This window comes from Streptomyces sp. NPDC096132, from assembly GCF_044763345.1.
Taxonomy (GTDB): domain Bacteria; phylum Actinomycetota; class Actinomycetes; order Streptomycetales; family Streptomycetaceae; genus Streptomyces.
The window spans coordinates 607192-625078 of record NZ_JBIWGA010000002.1; the positions used below are offsets into that span (position 1 = coordinate 607192).

At 72.2% G+C, this 17887-nt stretch carries 14 protein-coding genes and 1 pseudogene; 6 read left to right on the forward strand and 9 right to left on the reverse strand.

Going from position 1 to position 17887, the window contains the following annotated elements:
* Window positions 1-331 precede the first annotated feature (331 nt).
* Both ACIRF9_RS07085 and ACIRF9_RS07090 read right to left on the reverse strand, forming a co-directional pair.
* Window positions 332-1894 carry an amidohydrolase gene (locus ACIRF9_RS07085; protein ID WP_403817562.1) on the reverse strand — a complete coding sequence of 521 codons (1563 nt, stop codon included), beginning with the start codon at window positions 1892-1894 and terminating at the stop codon, window positions 332-334.
* 21 nt (window positions 1895-1915) lie between these two features.
* On the reverse strand, window positions 1916-3466 hold the full coding sequence (locus tag ACIRF9_RS07090; RefSeq protein ID WP_403817565.1) for an APC family permease: 1551 nt from the start codon (window positions 3464-3466) through the stop codon (window positions 1916-1918).
* Between the two features lie 188 nt (window positions 3467-3654).
* On the opposite strand from ACIRF9_RS07090, the gene ACIRF9_RS07095 reads away from it, so the two are divergent.
* Window positions 3655-4266 carry a TetR/AcrR family transcriptional regulator gene (locus ACIRF9_RS07095; RefSeq protein ID WP_403817568.1) on the forward strand — a complete coding sequence of 204 codons (612 nt, stop codon included), beginning with the start codon at window positions 3655-3657 and terminating at the stop codon, window positions 4264-4266.
* Window positions 4267-4287: 21 nt separating this feature from the next.
* On the opposite strand, the gene ACIRF9_RS07100 is transcribed toward ACIRF9_RS07095, so the two are convergent.
* Window positions 4288-5190, reverse strand: coding sequence for a LysR family transcriptional regulator (locus ACIRF9_RS07100; RefSeq protein WP_403817571.1), 903 nt, complete (start codon window positions 5188-5190; stop codon window positions 4288-4290).
* A 71-nt stretch (window positions 5191-5261) separates the two neighbouring features.
* Here ACIRF9_RS07100 and ACIRF9_RS07105 point away from each other — a divergent pair, with 71 nt between their 5' ends.
* Complete coding sequence (locus ACIRF9_RS07105) at window positions 5262-6212, forward strand: DMT family transporter (protein WP_403817574.1); 951 nt, start codon at window positions 5262-5264, stop codon at window positions 6210-6212.
* Window positions 6213-6355: 143 nt separating this feature from the next.
* On the opposite strand, the gene ACIRF9_RS07110 is transcribed toward ACIRF9_RS07105, so the two are convergent.
* On the reverse strand, window positions 6356-9358 hold the full coding sequence (locus tag ACIRF9_RS07110) for a bifunctional [glutamine synthetase] adenylyltransferase/[glutamine synthetase]-adenylyl-L-tyrosine phosphorylase (RefSeq protein WP_403817577.1): 3003 nt from the start codon (window positions 9356-9358) through the stop codon (window positions 6356-6358).
* Between the two features lie 103 nt (window positions 9359-9461).
* On the opposite strand from ACIRF9_RS07110, the pseudogene ACIRF9_RS07115 reads away from it, so the two are divergent.
* The 3 genes and pseudogenes from ACIRF9_RS07115 to ACIRF9_RS07125 form a co-directional block, all read left to right on the forward strand.
* A pseudogene (locus tag ACIRF9_RS07115) lies at window positions 9462-9566 on the forward strand (pyridoxamine 5'-phosphate oxidase family protein); the annotation flags it as partial.
* A 49-nt stretch (window positions 9567-9615) separates the two neighbouring features.
* Window positions 9616-10071, forward strand: coding sequence for a VOC family protein (locus tag ACIRF9_RS07120; protein WP_403817579.1), 456 nt, complete (start codon window positions 9616-9618; stop codon window positions 10069-10071).
* 234 nt (window positions 10072-10305) lie between these two features.
* Entirely contained in the window at window positions 10306-11514 is a 1209-nt protein-coding gene (locus tag ACIRF9_RS07125) for a hypothetical protein (protein ID WP_403817582.1), read from the forward strand.
* Here the strand turns inward: ACIRF9_RS07125 and ACIRF9_RS07130 are convergent.
* From ACIRF9_RS07130 to ACIRF9_RS07145, 4 genes are all read right to left on the reverse strand, one after another.
* On the reverse strand, window positions 11498-13309 hold the full coding sequence (locus tag ACIRF9_RS07130) for an asparagine synthase-related protein (RefSeq protein WP_403817584.1): 1812 nt from the start codon (window positions 13307-13309) through the stop codon (window positions 11498-11500). The genes ACIRF9_RS07125 and ACIRF9_RS07130 overlap by 17 nt on opposite strands.
* 1 nt (window position 13310) lies before the next feature.
* A complete protein-coding gene (locus ACIRF9_RS07135) occupies window positions 13311-13934 on the reverse strand; it encodes a lasso peptide biosynthesis B2 protein (protein WP_403817587.1) in 624 nt (207 codons plus the stop codon).
* 69 nt (window positions 13935-14003) lie between these two features.
* Entirely contained in the window at window positions 14004-14126 is a 123-nt protein-coding gene (locus ACIRF9_RS07140; protein WP_403817589.1) for a hypothetical protein, read from the reverse strand.
* Window positions 14127-14306: 180 nt separating this feature from the next.
* Window positions 14307-15668, reverse strand: a complete 1362-nt coding sequence (locus tag ACIRF9_RS07145; RefSeq protein WP_189714340.1) for a glutamine synthetase family protein — start codon at window positions 15666-15668, stop codon at window positions 14307-14309.
* 322 nt (window positions 15669-15990) lie between these two features.
* Here ACIRF9_RS07145 and ACIRF9_RS07150 point away from each other — a divergent pair, with 322 nt between their 5' ends.
* On the forward strand, window positions 15991-17181 hold the full coding sequence (locus ACIRF9_RS07150) for a globin domain-containing protein (protein WP_403817592.1): 1191 nt from the start codon (window positions 15991-15993) through the stop codon (window positions 17179-17181).
* A 147-nt stretch (window positions 17182-17328) separates the two neighbouring features.
* Here ACIRF9_RS07150 and ACIRF9_RS07155 read toward each other — a convergent pair whose 3' ends face one another.
* On the reverse strand, window positions 17329-17859 hold the full coding sequence (locus ACIRF9_RS07155; RefSeq protein ID WP_403817594.1) for a hypothetical protein: 531 nt from the start codon (window positions 17857-17859) through the stop codon (window positions 17329-17331).
* Window positions 17860-17887 lie beyond the last annotated feature (28 nt).

The following is a 17887-nucleotide window of genomic DNA, read 5'->3' on the forward strand; positions in this document are numbered from 1 at the left end:
GGGCTGGCCCAGGTGCACCGGCCCCAGACGCCGCAGAGCCACCACCCCCGCTGCTCCGGCACCGGGCGGCCGCTGGGCTGACCCTCTGCTCCGGCCCCGGGCGGCCGCTGGGCTGACCCCCCTGCTCCGGCCCCGGGCGGCCACAGGGCCGACCCCCCTGCTCCGGCCCCGGGCAGCCGCAAGGCTGACCCCCCTGCTCCGGCCCCGGGCAGCCGCAAGGCCGACCCCCCTGCTCCGGCCCCCAGACGCCGCAAGGCCGACCCCCCTGCTCCGGCCCCCAGACGCCGCAAGGCCGACCCCCCTGCTCCGGGGCCGGCGGCCCCCAGAGCCCCTACCCCCGGTGCACCACGTGACCGCCGGTCACCGTCAGGGGGACCGGGGTCTGGGCGAGTTCGTCCGCCGGAGTGGTCACCGGGTCCAGGCCGAGTGCGGTGAGGTCGGCGCGCAGGCCGACGGCGATGCGGCCCGCGAGGGCGGACTCTCCCGCCGCCCGCGCCGCATGGGTCGTACAGCCCTCCAGCGCTTCCAGCCCAGTGAGACCGGCCCGCCCCGAGGCCGCGCCCCGCGGCGCACGGGCCGTCGCCAGGACGGCCCGGACGTCGTACGGGGCGATGGGCCAGTCCGAGCCCAGGGCCACCGTCGCACCGGCGTCCCGCAGATCCCGCAGTCGCCAGGCGTGCCCCGCCCGCCCCGCGCCCAGCCGCCGCGACCACTCGTCGGTGCCGTCGGCCCGGGTGTACGCCGTGTGCGGCGGCTGCATCGACGCGGCCACCCCCAGCTCCGCGAACCTCGGCAGCAGGTCGTCGGGCGCGGTCTCGATGTGCTCGACCCGGTGCCGCCCCCGGGCCCCCTCCCCCAGCCCCGCCACGACGTCGAGGACATGCCGTACGGCCGCGTCCCCGATCGCGTGCGTGGCCGTACGCACCCCGGCGGTGTGCAGCTGCCGTACGGCGGCGGCGTACGCGTCGGGATCCGGCCAGAACGCCTCCGTCCCCTGACCTTGACAGTCCGCGTGTTCCAGCCAGGCCGTACCGCCCTCGACGGTCCCGTCCATGAAGAACTTGACCCCGTCGACCACCCAGTGCCGCCCGCCCCGCCCCTGCAGGGCGACCAGTTCCTCGAGGCCGTCCCGGTCGATCCCCGGCATGCACCAGGGCGCGAACCGCAGCCGCACCGGCAGCACGGTCTCCCGCGCCACCGACGCGACCAGCTCCGCGTCCCCGCCGTCCATGACGTGCGCCCCGGTCAGCCCGGTCGCGGCCATCGCGGCGAGCAGCTCGACGAGCCGCTGCCGCCGGGCGGCGTACGACGGCCGGGGCACGACCTCCGCCACCAGTTCCATCGCCGCGTGCTCGACGAGATGCCCCGTGGGCCGCCCCTCGGCGTCGCACACGACCTCCGAACGCTGGGCGAACTCCCGGGCCCCCGTCACCCCGGCCGCCGCGAGCGCCGCGCCGCTGACCAGCGCGGAGTGGCCGTCGTACAGCCGTAGGAAGGCCGGGGCGCCGTCGAGGACGTCCTCGACGAGCGCCCGGTCGACGGCCCGCCCCTCGAAGGCGTTGTGGTCGAGCCCGAACCCGACCACCCAGCCCTCGATCCGCTCGGCCCCGGCCAAGGCGGCCCGCAGCCCCGCGAGATCGGTCACCCCCGACAGATCCACGCCGGTCGCCATGTCCAGCCCCCACACGGGGTGGCTGTGCGCGTCCACGAGCCCCGGCACGAGGTGCGCCCCGCCCAGGGCCACCACCTCGGTACCGGGCCCACGCCACTGCCGTACGTCACCCTCGTCGCCGACCGCGGCGATCACCCCGTCGCGCACGGCGACGGCGGTGGCGTACGGCCGGGCGGGGTCGAGGGTGCGGACCTTGGCACCGGCGAGGATCAGGTCGGTCATGCGGGTGTCTCCCTTTGTCTGCTAGGGCTGTTCGGCGAGCCGAGCGGACCCGGCGGGCTCGGCGGACCCGGCGGGCTCGGCCGACTGGTCGGACCGGGCCGGCTCGGTGGTCTCGGCCGGCTCCGCGGCGAAGGCGGCGTACACCTCGGGCCGCTCGCGGCGCAGCCACCACGCGAGGCCGAGGCCCGCGACGAAGACGGCGGGCGCCAGGACGATCAGCACGGTGTTCACGGTGTCGGAGGCGCCGGTGAACAGGTCGATGTGAGTGATCACGAGCCCTATCGCCGTGGCGAGCAGCACGGCGGCGACGACCGGCGCGACCACCGTCCGCAGCACGCCCTCCTGGTGCCGCACCCGACGGAAGTAGCAGGGCACGGCGATCGCGGCGAGCAGCTGGAGCACGAAGAGTCCGATCATGCCCGGGGTGTTGACCCACAGCAGGAGCTGCCCGTACGGATCGGCACCGGCCGCCCAGAACCCGACCACGACGACCGCGCCGAGGACGGTCTGCGCGATACCGGCGACGTACGGGGAACCGTGCCGGGCGTGGATACGGCCGAGGGAGGCCGGCAGCACCCCTTCCTCGGCGAGTGCGAGGACGTACCGGTTGATGGCGTTGTGGAAGGCGAGGAGCGAGGCGATGACGCTGGTGACGATGAAGACGTGCATCAGGTCGGCCGCCCAGCCGCCGACGTAGGTGGTGATGGCGGAGAAGAAGAGCCCGCCGGGATCCTTGGCGGCGGCCGCGATCACGTCCCGGTCGCCGAAGGCCTGGATGACGACCCAGACGACGAAGGCGTAGAAGAGCCCGAGGAACCCGATGGCCGCGTACGTCGCGCGCGGCACCGTCCGCTCGGGGTCGCGGGCCTCGCGCCGGTAGATCACGGTCGACTCGAACCCGGTGAAGGCGGCGAAGGCGAAGGCCAGGACGACGGCCGTACCGGACACGAGCACGTTGCCCGGAGCGAAGGACGCCCCCGACAGCCCGTGCGCACCCCCCTTGACCAGCACACCTCCAGCGAGCAGCAGCAGGATCCCGGTCTCGGCGACGAGCAGCACGCCCAGCAGCTTGGCGCCGAAGTCGATGGAGCGGTAGCCGCCGTAGCCGATGACCACCAGCCCGATGAGGGCGATCGGCAGCCAGGGCACGTCGGTGCCGAAGAGGGCCTGCGCGGTGTCGTGGCCGGCGCTGCCGAGCAGGCCGTAGACGCCGATCTCCATGCCGTTGTAGCCGATGAGGGCGAGCAGCGCGGCGCCGATGCCGACGGGACGGCCGAGCCCGCGGGTGATGTACGCGTAGAAGGCGCCGCCGCTCCTGACGTGCCGGCTCATGGTGGTGAAGCCGACGGCGAAGACGGCGAGGGTGATGCCGGCGATGAGGTAGCCGGCCGGGGCGCCGATGCCGCCGAGCAGGATCGCGAGCGGGGCGACGCCTGCCATGACGGTGAGCGGGGCGGCGGCGGAGACGACGAAGAAGGCGATGTCGGCGGTGCCGAGCGAGCCGGAGCGGAGGGTCGCCGCGGCGGGCGGCGTTCTCTCCTCCGGGCTCTCCTGGGGAGCGGTGACGGACATGGGAAGCCCTTCGAGCGCGGCGGACGGGAGGGTTCCGGGCGTGCGGGATGACCGGCGTTGCCGGGGCGACGAGGCGGCCCCGGACCCGTAAATCTAAAGGCTTTCGGTTTCGGCAATGTAGCCTCCTCCTGGGCTTCCGGGAAGCCCCTCGCAGACCTTCGTCGGACATCCAGGGGGAGAACCCGCACATGGGACGGCCACGCACACCGCTCCTCGACCGTGAGCGCATCACCACTACCGCGCTGCAACTCATCGATGAGCAGGGCGAGTTCAGCGTGCCGCAGATCGCCAGAAGGCTCGGCGTGCAGACCGGCTCGGTGTACCACCACGTGGACGGGCGCGACGGCATAGTCGAACTCCTGCGGGAACGGGTCGCGTCCGCGATCGACCCGGCAACCCTCGACCTGGACCCCTGGGACCGGGCCCTGGAGTCCTGGGCCCGCTCCTACCGGGCCGCGTTCGCCGCACACCCGAGGGCGATCCCGCTCCTGATGACCTCACCCGTACGGGCCCCCCGCGTCCTGGAGCAGTACGAGCGGGCGGTGACCGTGCTCCTGAAGGCGGGCTTCTCCCCCACCCATGTGATGCCGCTGATCACCGCCCTGGAGAACCTGGTCCTGGGCTCGGCCCTGGACCTGGCGGCCCCGGAGACCATGTGGGAACTGGCGGAGGACACCCCCACCCCCCACCTGGCGGAGGCCCTGGCGGCGGTGTCCGAGGGCAGGGCGGACCGGGCGTTCGAGGTGGGCCTGGACGGACTGATGAACCACGCACGCGCCTTGCGGACCACAGCCGGGTGACGGTCCACCGGCCCCCGCCTCCTACGAAGTTCCCGTCGCCCCCGCCGCCGCCTCCCGCAGCGCCTCGATGAACGCGTCCAGTGGAGGCTGTGGCGGCGCGCTCTCCCGCACCACCGCGTGAATGGTCCGTGACGGCACCGGATCCCGCACCTCCCGCACGACGACCCCCGGATGCCGGCTCCCCAGCCCCAGCCGCGGCACCAGACTCACCCCCAGCCCGGCGGCGACGAATCCCTGCGCGGTGACGTAGTCCTCGCTCTCCACCACGAACCGCGGCCGGAATCCGGCAGCCTCACAGGCATCGATCTGCGCGTCGAGACAGGGCCCCGGCCACTCGCTCCCCACGAACGCCTCCTCCGCCAGCTCAGCCAGCCGCACGCTCCGCCGCCCGACGAGCCGATGCCCACGGGGCAGCACGGCGAGGTAGGGATCCTCGAGGAGTTCCACCAGCCGTACGCCACCCCCGCCCTCCCCCTTCACCGCCAGGGCCAGATCGGCCCGCCCCTCCCTCACCTCGGCCAGGGAGTCCTCGACGTCACGCGCCAGCCGCAGGTCGATCCGCACCCCGGGATGCCGCTCTCGCAGCCGAGCCACCGCCGGCGCCACGAGCCCCGCCCCCGCGGTGGCGAAGTACCGCACGGACAAGCGCCCGATCCGCCCCGCCACCAGATCCGCGAGCGCGGTCTCGGCCTCGGCGACCTGCCGCCCGATGGCCTCGGCGTACTCGCTGAGCAGCAGTCCCGCAGCCGTGGGCCGCACCCCGCGCCCCACCCGCTCCAGCAGTTCGACCCCCGCCTCCTTCTCCAGGGCGGCGATCTGCTGACTGATCGCGGAGGGCGTGTACCCCAGCACACCGGCGGCCCCCGACACGGAACCGCTCCCCACGACCGCCCGCAACACCTGCATCCGCCGCACATCAAGCATGCAGCTCAGCTTAATGAATCCTCCAGAACATTTCACTTGTCCTCACAAAACAACCGGGGGACCGTAAACGCATGCCCCTCGCCTCGACCCTCCGCATGGCAGCCCTGGCCCTCTTCTGGGGCTCCGGCTTCCTCTGGATCAAGCTGGCCCTCACCCACGGCCTCACCCCCGCCCAGATCACGATCACCCGCTGCGCCCTGGGCACGGCCGTACTCCTCCTCCTCGCCCGCAGGGCGGGCCAACGCCTCCCCCGCGACCTCACCACCTGGCGCCACCTCCTCGTGGCCGCCCTCTTCTGCAACGCCCTCCCCTTCGCACTCTTCGCACTGGGCGAGCAGCGGGTCGACTCCGGCATCGCGGGCGTCCTCAACGCCACGACCCCCCTCTTCTCCCTCCTCCTGGGCATCACCCTCGGCACGGACCGCAACCTCCACCCCGTCCGCCTGACCGGCCTCCTCCTGGGCTTCGCCGGCACACTCCTGATCTTCGCCCCCTGGCACCACGAAGGCCTGCTCACCTGGCCCGCTCTGGCCCTCCTGGCTGCGGCGGCCAGCTACGCCGTGGCCTTCGCCTACATGGCCCGCCACCTCACCACCCACGACGCCCCCCTCGCCATGTCAGCGGCCCAACTCCTCACCGCCACGGCCTGGACCACCCTCGCCCTCCCCACGGCGGTCCCCTTCCACCCGGACCTGACCGCTCTCCTGTCCGTCACCGCCCTCGGCATCCTCGGCACCGGCCTCACCTTCTACCTCAACTACCGCCTGATAGCGGACGAGGGCCCCACCGCAGCAGCCACCGTCGGCTACCTCCTCCCGGTGGTCTCCCTGGCCCTGGGCGCCACCCTCCTGCACGAGCCCCTGACCCCCCGCACCCTGACCGGCATGACGGTGGTCCTCCTGGGCGTAGCCCTGACCCGAAACCGTACGAAGGCGAACCGAGACGACACACCACGGCCGACGGCCGGCAGCCGCAAGACGGCGGAAGCGGGCCGTGGCGGTGCGTCGCAGCCCGTCGCTTAGCTCGTCTCTGCCCACTCGAACTGTGGCAACAGGCAGCAGTACGCCCAACGCGCGACGGGCTCGACGCACCGCCACGGCCCGCGACCCACGCGCTGCCCCATGCGCGGCCCGCGCCCCACAACCCACCCGACGCAATAGGCAAGTCACCCCCCGTAGAACAACTGCTCCACAACCCCCCGAGCCCGCCGAGCAGTCCGCCGGTACCCGTCCAGCAGCTCACCCACCCGCCCCGGCCCATACCCCAGATACCGCCCCACAGCGGCCAGTTCCCGGCTCGCCGAGGGAAACGTGTCCCCCGCCCGCCCCCGCACCAGCATCACGGCATTCCGCACCCGAGTGGCCAGCACCCACGCCTCGTCGAGGATCCCCGCATCCTCCTCCGAGACAAGCCCGGCCGCACACGCCGCACGCAACGCCTCCCGCGTCCGAGGAGTCCGCAGCCCGGGCTCCGCCCACCCATGCCGCAGCTGCAGCAACTGCACGGTCCACTCCACGTCGGACAACCCACCCGGCCCGAGCTTGGTGTGCAGCTTGGGATCGGCCCCGCGGGGCAACCGCTCCGACTCCATCCGCGCCTTCAACCGCCGGATCTCCCGCACGGCCTCGTCCCCCAGCCCGTCCACCGGATACCGCAAGGGATCGACCAGCTCGATGAACCGCCGCCCCAACTCCTCGTCCCCCGCGACCGGTTCGGCCCGAAGCAGCGCCTGCGACTCCCACACCAGCGACCACCGCCGGTAGTAGGCCTCGTACGACTTCAACGTCCGCACCAGCGGCCCCGACTTCCCCTCGGGCCGCAGATCCGCGTCGACCAACAGGGGCGGATCCGCACTGGGGACCTGCAACAGCCGCCGCATCTCGGCGACCACCCGGTTGGCGGCCTCACTGGCCTCCCGTTCCTCGACCCCCTCCCGCGGCTCGTGCACGAACAGCACGTCCGCGTCCGACCCGTAGCCCAGCTCATGCCCCCCGAACCGCCCCATCCCGATGACGGCGAACCGCGTGGGCAGCGTGTCCCCCCACCCCTCCCGCACCACGGCCCGCAACGTCCCCGCCAGGGTGGCGGCCGTGAGATCCGAGACCGCGGCGCCCACCCGGTCCACCAGCGCCCCCTGATCGGGCTCGGCCGGCCGCGTCTCGGTCCCGTAGGAGCTGACGATGTCCCCCGCGGCCGTACGGAACAGCTCCCGCCGCCGCACCCCGCGCGCCGCGGTGACCGCCTGCTCGGCGTTCTCCGCACGCCCCACGGTGGCCAGGATCTCCTGCTCCAGGTGCGCCCGCTCACGCGGCTGGAGCCCACCCCCGTCCCCGTCACCGTCGCCCAGCAGCGCGACAGCCTCCGGCGCCCGCATCAACAAATCAGGCGCGAGCCGCCCGGCGGACAACACCCGGGCCAGGTTCTCGGCGGCAGCCCCCTCGTCCCTCAACAACCTCAGATACCAGGGCGTCTTCCCCAACGCGTCCGACACCTTGCGGAAGTTGAGCAACCCGGCGTCGGGATCGGCGGAGTCGGCGAACCACCCCAGCAACACCGGAAGCAACGTCCGCTGGATGGCGGCCTTCCGCGTGACCCCGGAGGCGAGCGCCTCCAGATGCCGCAACGCGGAGCCGGGGTCCGCGTACCCCAGGGCGACCAGCCGCTCCCGGGCCGCCTCCAGGCTCAACCGGGCCTCGCCGGTGGCGAGTTGAGCCACCGCGTCCAGCAGCGGCCGGTAGAAGATCTTCTCGTGCAGCCGCCGCACCACGGCGGCGTGCCGCTTCCACTCCCGGTTGAGCTCCCCGACGGGATCGGCCCGCAGCCCCAGCGACCGCCCGATCCGGCGCTGATCGTCCTCGCCCTCGGGCACGAGATGGGTCCGCCGCAGCCGGTACAGCTGAATCCGATGCTCCATGGACCGCAGGAAGCGATACGCGTCGTCGAGCTGCACGGCATCGGCGCGCCCCACGTACCCACCCGCGGCCAAGGCCTGCAGGGCGTCCAGAGTGGTCCCGCTCCGCAGCGAGGCGTCGGACCGCCCATGCACCAGCTGCAGCAACTGCACCGCGAACTCGACGTCCCGCAAGCCGCCCGGCCCGAGCTTCAGCTCACGCTCGACTTCGGCGGCCGGGATGTTCTCGACGACTCTCCGCCGCATCTTCTGCACGTCGACGACGAAGTTCTCCCGCTCGGCGGCCTTCCACACGAGCGGCTCGACGGCGGCGATGTACTCGGCCCCCAGCTCCAGATCACCGGCCACCGGCCGGGCCTTGAGCAGCGCCTGGAACTCCCAGGTCTTGGCCCACCGCTGGTAGTAGGCGAGATGGCTGCTGAGCGTCCGCACGAGCGGCCCGTTGCGCCCCTCGGGCCGCAGATTGGCGTCGACGGGCCAGATGGATCCCTCGACCGTCGACTCGGAACAGACCCGCATCATGTGGGAGGCGATCTTGGTGGCCGCCCTCAGGGCCTTCCCCTCGTCGGCCCCGTCGACGGCCTCCCCCACGAAGATGACGTCCACGTCGGACACGTAGTTCAGCTCGTGCCCGCCGCACTTCCCCATGGCGATGACGGCGAGCCGGCACAGCGCCGCGTCCTCGGGAGCGGCACCGCGCGCGATGCCGAGCGCCGCCCGCAGGGTGGCCGTGGCCAGGTCGGCCAGCTCGGCCGCGGTCTGGGCGACATCGGTCGTGCCGCACACGTCCCGCGCCGCGATCGACAGCAGACACCGCCGGTAGGCGACCCGCAGCGACACCGGATCGCCCGCCTCCGCGAGCCCCCGCTCGAACTCCTCCACCCCGGGATGCAGATCCCGGGGCTCGTACGTGAGCAGCGCCTCCCAGTCCTGGGGATGCCGGGCCAGATGATCGGCGAGCGCGGCGGACGCGCCCAGCACCCCCAGCAGCCGGTCCCGCAGCGGCTTGGCCGCTATCAAGGTGTCGAGCAGCCCCCGACGCGCGGTGGCCCCGGGCTGCGCCTCCAGCAGCCGTACGAGACCGTGCAGCGCGAGATCCGGGTCGGCGGTCGCCCCCAGCGCCTCCAGCAGGAAGGGGTCACTGCGCACCGGGGACAGCTCGGGCCCGTCCAGGAGCCGCTCGGCGGCGGAGGGGTCCGTGAAGCCGTGCCGCAGCAGCCGCGTGAAGGTACTGCTCCTGCGCCCCGGCCCGGTCATCCCGGCCTCCTCCAGTCCGATCAAGGTCGTACGGACTCGAGCCTAACCGGAAGGCATGGGGGAAGCGCCGGGGTGAGCGGCGATGAGTTCCGGCCGCCCGGCGGTGGCCGCGGCCTGGGAGGCCAAGTACTTCGCGGTGGCGCCCCGAACGGTTTTCGGCTTCGGTAAAGGCGAGCCGTTCAGCCAGACGCGGTGGCGGTTCGACTGACAGGCTCGACGCGACACGACCGCACCACAGGCGATGGGAAGGACCACCGATGCAGTACACGCTCGAAGTGATCCCGCTGCCCGTCAGCGACATCGACCGGGCCCGGGACTTCTACCGCGACAGGGTCGGGTTCCACGTGGACATCGACCAGGAGGTCATGCCGGGCATGCGGATCGTCCAGCTGACGCCCCCGGGCTCGGGCTGCTCGGTCGCCCTGGGCGACAGCATCTGGGAGATGGCGAAGGGCCCGCGCCCGGCACCCGGCTCCTACCAGGGCCTGCAGCTGTGCGTGGCCGACATCGAGGCCGCCCGCGCGGAGCTCGTGGAGCGCGGCCTGGACGTCTCCGAGCCGGTCCGGTACGCCCCCGACGACGGCGCCACGTTCATGTACTTCACCGACCCGGACGGCAACGGCTGGTCGATCCAGGAGTACCGCCGCCGCGCGAAGGAACCGCTGCACCGGGTGCTGGCCGACCTGGCGAAACCGGCGTCGTCAGGGTCGTAAAGGCGCGGGTCCGCGCGCACGGGTACGCCGTCGGGAGCATCCGGATGGTGGTCCGGTGGATCACCACGGACGATGGTCGACAGTGCCCCAGCGACGGTCAAGGAGACACCCGTGGGTCCTGACGGCGATGATCAGGTGCGTCCTTCTTTCAGGTCCAGGCTCGGCTCGCGCCTGCGGTGGCCACGGCTCCCGACGAGCCCCCGAGGGTCATGGCTGGTCCTGACGGGGATCCTGATGGTCTTTCTCGTGTCGACGGTCCTGCTGGGCTGGTTCGGCATCGAGAACCTCAGAGGGGCCCTGACCTACGCAGGTCGCATCAGCGGCGCCATCCTCATAGGGGTCTCATTCACCACGCTGCTGGGCTCCGCCGCGGTCGTGGACCACTGGTACCGGAACAGCTTCGCCTACTCGGGAATGGTCGCGCTGTTCGCCGCCATCGTGGTATGGGTCGCCAATGGGTTGGTCCTGCTCGCGGCGTGGGAGGGCGATTCCACGGGCTACCGAGTGCTGTGGACCCTGCTGACAGGGGGCTCCCTGTGGGCCACCTTCGCCGTGTGGCGGACCTCGGTCGTGATGCCCGCCCCCAAGCGGGTGGCCGCGGCAGTGATCGTGACAACGAGCATCGCGGTGGCCAACTGGGGCTATCAGAACATCTTCCAGCCGTACCAGCGCGGAGCCAAGCCCCTGGTCACGATGACCGTAGGCGACCCCGTGCGGAGTCAGGACGGTCGGTCGTTCTCGGTGCCCGTCGACATCGGGCTCGAGAACCACAGCGACGTGGGCTTCTACGTGCTCGGCGCCGAGTTCCACGCCATGGGGGAACGGGTGCCGCTGAGCCCGGAGGACCGGCTCCGCACACAGTGGCGTACCGATGCCGAGAAGTGGAGCAAAGCCCAGTTCCAGGCGGCGCAGCCGCTCGCCCGTTGGGAGATCCACCAGCCGGGCGAGCTGGTGAAGGCGCGCCCCTGGACGTTCGCCGGAAGCTGGCTCGAGGCGGGCGACGAGTTCCACACCCGGACAGTCGTGCACCTGCCCGTCGACACGCCGTACGACCAGTTGGCGTTCTACGCGTCCGTGAGCCTGGCGCGCCAGGACCGGCTCGTCCTGGAGCGCCTCAAGCCGCTCGGGAACTCCTGGTCCGGCGGCAAGGTGCCTTGGTGGATACAGCGGGGACAGAAAGACATCGACTCCATCATCTACCGCGGCAGGGTGTACGAGAACAACGCGATCGACGATCACACGATGGATCCTCGCTATCTCACTCTCTTCTGGCGGTTCGGCCAGAGCGGCGCCGGCTTGCAGAAGGTCATCAGGCGGGACGGCGAGGAGGACCGCATCCTTTCCGGTGCGGGAGACCGCGCGTTGGTGAAGCGGTACGGCCTCGTCGAAGCCGGGACGGGCCCGCTGGAACGCAGCCTGCGGGACCTCAAGGGCCGACAATGACCGGAACCGCCGCGTCCCGCGCGCGGGGCCGCCGACTCAGCCGCTCCAGCCACACCACAAGGGCGAGCGAGCCGTTCATACGGTCCCAGGCGTAGGCGTCCCCCAGGCCGAGCTGTGCCTCCCGCACCGCCCGGCACAGCGTCGCCACGTCGAACATCTCCGCGACCAGCGGATGACGGGCCGAGCGGCAGAGGTCGACGAGCTGCTCGCCATGTCTGCGTAAGCCCCGGGCGTAGACGTCGTCGAAGGGGATCTTGACCGCCCGGCCGCTGATCCCGGGCGGGAGCAGATCCGCCATGGCCTCGCGCAGCACCGCCTTCGGACGGCCCGGCCGGAACGTGGCTTCGGCGGGGAGGCGGCGCATCAGGGCGACGACCTCCGGGTCGAGGAAGGGGTGCGAGAGGAAGAAGCCGTACTGCCGTGCCTGGTACCAGGACAACGGGTCGGGAGCGGCGAGGTAGTTGGCCGCGTCGTAGAGGGACTGTTCGGGCTCGCGTCCGAAGAGGAAGCGGCTCTCCGTGAGGCCGGCCTCACGGTAGCCGTGGGTCCGTGCGAATCCGGGGCGCAGCCATGGGGGGCGGGCGAAGGTGCCGAGGCCGCCGAGCACCGTTCCGCGACGGTGGACGAGCGCTGCGAAGCGTTCGGCGGCCAGGGGCAGCGCCGGCTGGACGACGTAGGCGGAGACGACGTCCCGCAGGCCCCGCTCGCTGCCCGCGGCCCAGGCACGTGCGTGCTTCGTCATCTGCCGGAGCCGTCCGGCGCGGGCCAGCTCGTGCAGGTGCATCGGGTTGGCGTCCACGACGGGATCGGCTCCGCAGCCGGTCATGAGGGTGTCACAGCCCCGTTCGGCCGCGGCGGCATGCAGCCGGCTCCAGAACGAGGCGCGGAAGGCGTGCGCGTGAGGCTCGTCCGGATCGCCCGCGTGGTGCTCGAAGTCGTCGAAGTCGGCCACGTCGTCGGCATCGACGAACACCGCTCGCGCCGCGGGTACGTGACGGCGTATTTCCCGCATCGCCTCATCGAGGTAAGGCCGCTCCCCCGCCAGTTCTCCCGTGCCGAAGCGCCCTGCGAGCAGGACGAGGTCCCCCGGGCGGCCCTGTCCGGCGGCGAGCAGACGCGCGGCGAGCAACGCGATGCTGGTGGAGTCGGTGCCGCCGGAGACATGGCATGCCGTCGTCTCACCCATACGGCGCCCGACGGCGTCCTCCAGTGTCCGGCGCAGGTCCTTCGCGGCGCCGGCGCCGGCCCCTGTACCGGTACCGCTCCCGGTCCCCCGAGGGCCGCGTCGCACGGCCCGCCCCCGCATCTCCCCCGTGAGCGAGAGCTCCACCACCTCGCCGCCGAGGACGCGCCGCACCCCGGTGAAAGGGGTGAGTTCCGAGTGCGGTTGGGCGAGGTTCCCGATCAGGTACCGGCAGAAGTAGCGGCGTTCCAGCTCGCCGTCACCGCCCAGGCGGCGCGCGGAGGTGCTCACCGCGCTGACCCGGCCGCCGGACTCCGCGAAGAACAGCGGTATGCGTGCCTGCTCGTCCCGCATCAGCAGGATGCGGTCGCGGCACACGAGGACAGCCGCGTAGTCGCCGGTCGGCGGGCGCGGTGCGGCTCCCGGCCGGCCGAAGTCGTCGAGGAGGCGGCGTGCGCCGGCGGCGCGGTCGCGGAACGAGCCGACCCAGCCGACGACGGCCGCGGTGCCGGCCGGTGCGGAGACCGTCGTCACGAGTCCCTGCCGCGCCATGTCGTCGGCCGCCCAGAGCCTGGGCACGCCCCCGGCCCACTCGAGGCCGAGCGCTTCCACGTCACTGCCCTCCGCCGTCGATCGAGAGGACCGGCGTGAAGGCGTGCCCGAGCGGATCGGCGTCGGGTATGCACAGGTCGCCGGAGGACGTCCAGGCATGCAGGGCGAGCGGGTGCTCACGCAGACCGATGTGCAGGACGGCCTGCAGGCCGCGCCGCCGCAGCAGGACGAACGCCGTCACGGCCTCGGACTTGCAGTCGCCGTTGACGAGCCAGCTTCTGCGGCTGTGGGACTGCACCGCCCGTTTCAGCCGGGCGACGTCCTCCGCCGCAGGGGGGTCCTTTCGGGCGTAGTCGGGGGCGGCCAGGGACAGGAGCCGCAGGGCGCGCCCGAATCCGACGGCCCGGATCAGCAGGTGCACTCCGCGCAGCCAGAGCCGGACCTCGGTGTCCGAATGCTCCTTCGGGTGTGCCGTGGCGCACCCGGCGCGGATCAGGCCGGTGACGAGCGCCGCGCGCTCCTCGGGGCTCCCGTCGGCGAGGTTCCGCAGGTCTGCCGTCGCCATTCCCAGGAAACGCGTCCGCCTCCAGTCCGCGATCAGCGCTCCGCTCGACATCCTGGTGACGCGGCAGTGCGGTGACAGGATCCGCGTCAGGGCCGCCAGGGAATCGGTCTTCTCCGCCACCGCACACCCTCCAGGCCCGGGCCTGCCGCAGCGCCGCCGCGGCAGGCCCGAATCGACTTGCGAACGGTGTCAGCCCATGTATCCCTGACCGTCGTAGAGACTGCCGCTGGCGCCCCGGATCAGACGTCCGTCACCGAAGAGGACGAGCCCGTCCAGCACACGACGGCGACGGCGCAGTAGTCGGAGAATCATTGCCTACCTCCAGAATCAGGCAGCCGTCGGTCATTTCCAGGCTACTCAGCCCCAGAGCCCCCGCAATCGGACTGCGATCACCCCGGTCCCGCAGGGCACGGGTGCACCGAGATGCCACAGGGCCGACGGTCCTCGAACCGCCGGCCCTGCGCCGTGCCCCGTCTCGGAGAAACCCGTGCCCTACAGCACCGGCAGGTTCTTCCGCAGCTCGAACGCGGTCACCTCGGAGCGGTACTCCTCCCACTCCTGCCGCTTGTTGCGGAGGAAGAAGTCGAAGACGTGCTCGCCGAGCGTCTCGGCGACGAGGTCGCTGCGCTCCATGAGGCTGAGGGCCTCGCCGAGGTTCTGCGGGAGGGGCTCGATGCCCATGGCGCGGCGCTCAGCGTCGGAGAGGGCCCAGACGTCGTCCTCGGCGCCCGGCGGAAGCTCGTAGCCCTCCTCGACGCCCTTGAGGCCGGCGGCAAGGAGCATGGCGTACGCCAGGTAGGGGTTGGCGCCGGAGTCGAGGGAGCGGACCTCGATGCGGGCGGAGCCGGTCTTGCCGGGCTTGTACATCGGGACGCGGACGAGGGCCGAGCGGTTGTTGTGGCCCCAGCAGATGTAGGAGGGGGCCTCGCCGCCGGCGCCCGCCGTGCGCTCGGAGCCGCCCCAGATGCGCTTGTAGGAGTTGACCCACTGGTTGGTGACGGCGGCGATCTCGGCGGCGTGCTTCAGCAGGCCGGCGATGAAGGAGCGGCCGACCTTGGACAGCTGGTACTCCGCACCCGACTCGTAGAACGCGTTCCGGTCGCCTTCGAAGAGGGACAGGTGGGTGTGCATGCCGCTGCCCGGGTGCTCGGAGAACGGCTTCGGCATGAAGGTCGCCTGGACGCCCTGCTCCAGCGCCACCTGCTTCATGACCAGGCGGAAGGTCATGATGTTGTCGGCGGTGGACAGCGCGTCGGCGTAGCGGAGGTCGATCTCCTGCTGGCCGGGGGCGCCCTCGTGGTGGGAGAACTCGACCGAGATGCCCATCGACTCCAGCATGGTGATCGCCTGGCGGCGGAAGTCCATGCCCACGTTCTGCGGGGTGTGGTCGAAGTAGCCGGAGTTGTCGGCGGGGGTGGGGCGGGAGCCGTCGGTCGGCTTGTCCTTCAGCAGGAAGAACTCGATCTCCGGGTGGGTGTAGAAGGTGAAGCCCAGGTCGGAGGCGCGGGCGAGGGCGCGCTTGAGGACGTAGCGCGGGTCCGCGAAGGACGGGGAGCCGTCCGGCATGAGGATGTCGCAGAACATGCGGGCGGTGCCGGGGGCCTCCGCGCGCCAGGGCAGGACCTGGAAGGTGGACGGGTCCGGCTTGGCGATCATGTCGGACTCGTAGACCCGGGCGAAGCCCTCGATCGCGGAGCCGTCGAAGCCGATCCCCTCGTCGAACGCCTGCTCGAGCTCGGCCGGGGCCACGGCGACGGACTTGAGGAAGCCCAGCACGTCCGTGAACCACAGGCGTACGAACCGGATGTCGCGCTCCTCCAGTGTCCGGAGCACGAACTCCTGCTGCTTGTCCATCTTCCGCTTCCCCATCCTTGCTGGTCAGGCCGCCTGTCTCTCATCCCGCGAGAGGCGGTCGGGCACCTGAGCATCCCACCACAACACCATTTCGTGCGCGTTGCGGACCATGATCGCCTCGGCGACCCCGCCCTGAACGCCTCACGTCCGGCAGGTGTACAGCTCTGCCGCCCATCTTGCCTGCTCGGACCGACATCCGTAATGCCCGGCCCCCTCCGTCTCGTCCCCACCTCGTTAATTTGCATCTCAGATGCAAGTTTAACTAGCGTGCTGGGCAGTCGAGCACCGGCTCCTGGGAGCCGGCGAGCCTTGAGGAGACCCGATGCTGTCCGAACCGGCCGCAGCCACCGTCCGCGCCACGCTCCCCGCCGTGGGCGCGGCGATCGGCGAGATCACCGAACGCTTCTACGCCGATCTGTTCACGGCCCACCCCGAGCTGCTGCGCGACCTCTTCAACCGCGGCAACCAGGCCGCGGGCACCCAGCGCCAGGCCCTCGCGGGATCCATCGCCGCCTTCGCGACCCACCTCGTGGAGCACCCCGACGCCCGCCCGGACGCGATGCTCACCCGCATCGCGCACAAGCACGCCTCCCTGGGCATCGCGCCCGAGCAGTACGAGGTGGTGTACGAGCACCTGTTCGGCGCCATCGCCGCCGTCCTGGGCGAGGCGGTCACCGCCGAGGTCGCGGCCGCCTGGACCCAGGTCTACTGGCTGATGGCGAACGCGCTGATCGCGATCGAGCGGCGGCTGTACGAGGAGCGCGGGGGTGCGGGTGAGTGGCGGCGGTGGAAGGTCGTGGAACGCGTCCCGGAGACCGAGGACGTCGTCACCCTCCGGCTCAGCCCCCTCGACTCGGGACCGGTGCGGGACTTCCGCGCGGGCCAGTACGTCTCCGTCCGCGTCGAGCTCCCCGACGGCGCCCGCCAGATCCGCCAGTACAGCCTCTCGGGCGCCCCGGACTCCGCCGTACGCCAGATCAGCGTCAAGCGGGTCGCCGGCGAGGGTACGGCCCCGGAGGGCGAGGTCTCGAACCACCTGCACGCGCGTGTGCGCGAGGGTGACGTCCTGGAGCTGTCCGAGGCGTACGGCGACCTGGTCCTCGACGACACCGAGGGCACGCCCCTGCTGCTGGCCTCGGCCGGCATCGGCGTGACCCCGATGGTCGCGATGCTGTCGCACCTGGCGACGGCGGGCCACCGGGCGCCGGTCACGGTCGTCCACGCCGACCGCTCCCCCGCGACCCACGCCCTGCGCGCCGACCACGAGACGTACGCGGCGAAGCTCCCGGAGGCCTCCGTGCACCTCTGGTACGAGCGGGAGGCGCCCGAGGGAGCGGCCGGCGGCCTGGTCGACCTCACGGACGTCACCGTCCCCGCGGGCACACGCGCGTACCTGTGCGGCCCGCTGCCGTTCATGCGGGCGGTACGGGGGCAGCTGATCGAGAAGGGCGTGGCCGCGGCCGACATCCACTACGAGGTCTTCGGCCCGGACCTCTGGCTGGCGACGGCCTGAGCGGAAACCCTGCCGCGATCGCCCGCGTTCACGCGCGGCGTCTGGTCCCCCCTCTCGGGGAGTGCGTGCCACACGCCGCGCGCCCGGCCGGGGATAGGACACAGGCTCCGACCTCGGCCCGCCGGCTCCCGGCCGTCTCCCCGCGTGCTACTCGCCGGCCGTGAAGTACGCCTCGTACGGCTCGTTCTCCGGGGTGTACACGAGGACGTAGTCCTTGCCGCGTTCGAGGGCCACCTCGCGCAGCCGGGTCAGTACGGTCGCCTCGTCGGGGAGGTCGAGGCCGAGCGCGGCGGCGGCGCGGTCGCGGCCCGCCGTGAGGTCGGGCAGGTCGGCCAGATACTCGGCGGCGAGCTCCCGGCTCTGCTCGACCGTGAACTCCGAACAGTCGCGCCACCACGGGACGACCAGCAGGAGCCGCAGAAGTTCGGGCAGCCCGATGGCGACAAGGGTGGCCTGGCCGTCCAGATCGGCGTACAGGATCGGTCGTTCCTCGCCGCCCTCGCCGCAGAAGTAGTACGTGTTCCCGGCCCCGTCCCCGGCCAGGGGCTCCAGCGCGGCGCCCGAGGCGAGGCGCACCTCCTCGGGCGGGTCCCCCCGGTCCAGCTCGAAGTCGCCGGGCCAGGCGAGGTGGGCGGAAGCGGTGTCGTTGGCGCGTATCGCGGCGATCAGCGAGTGCATGCGCGGCACCCTAGTGGCGGGGTGCGAC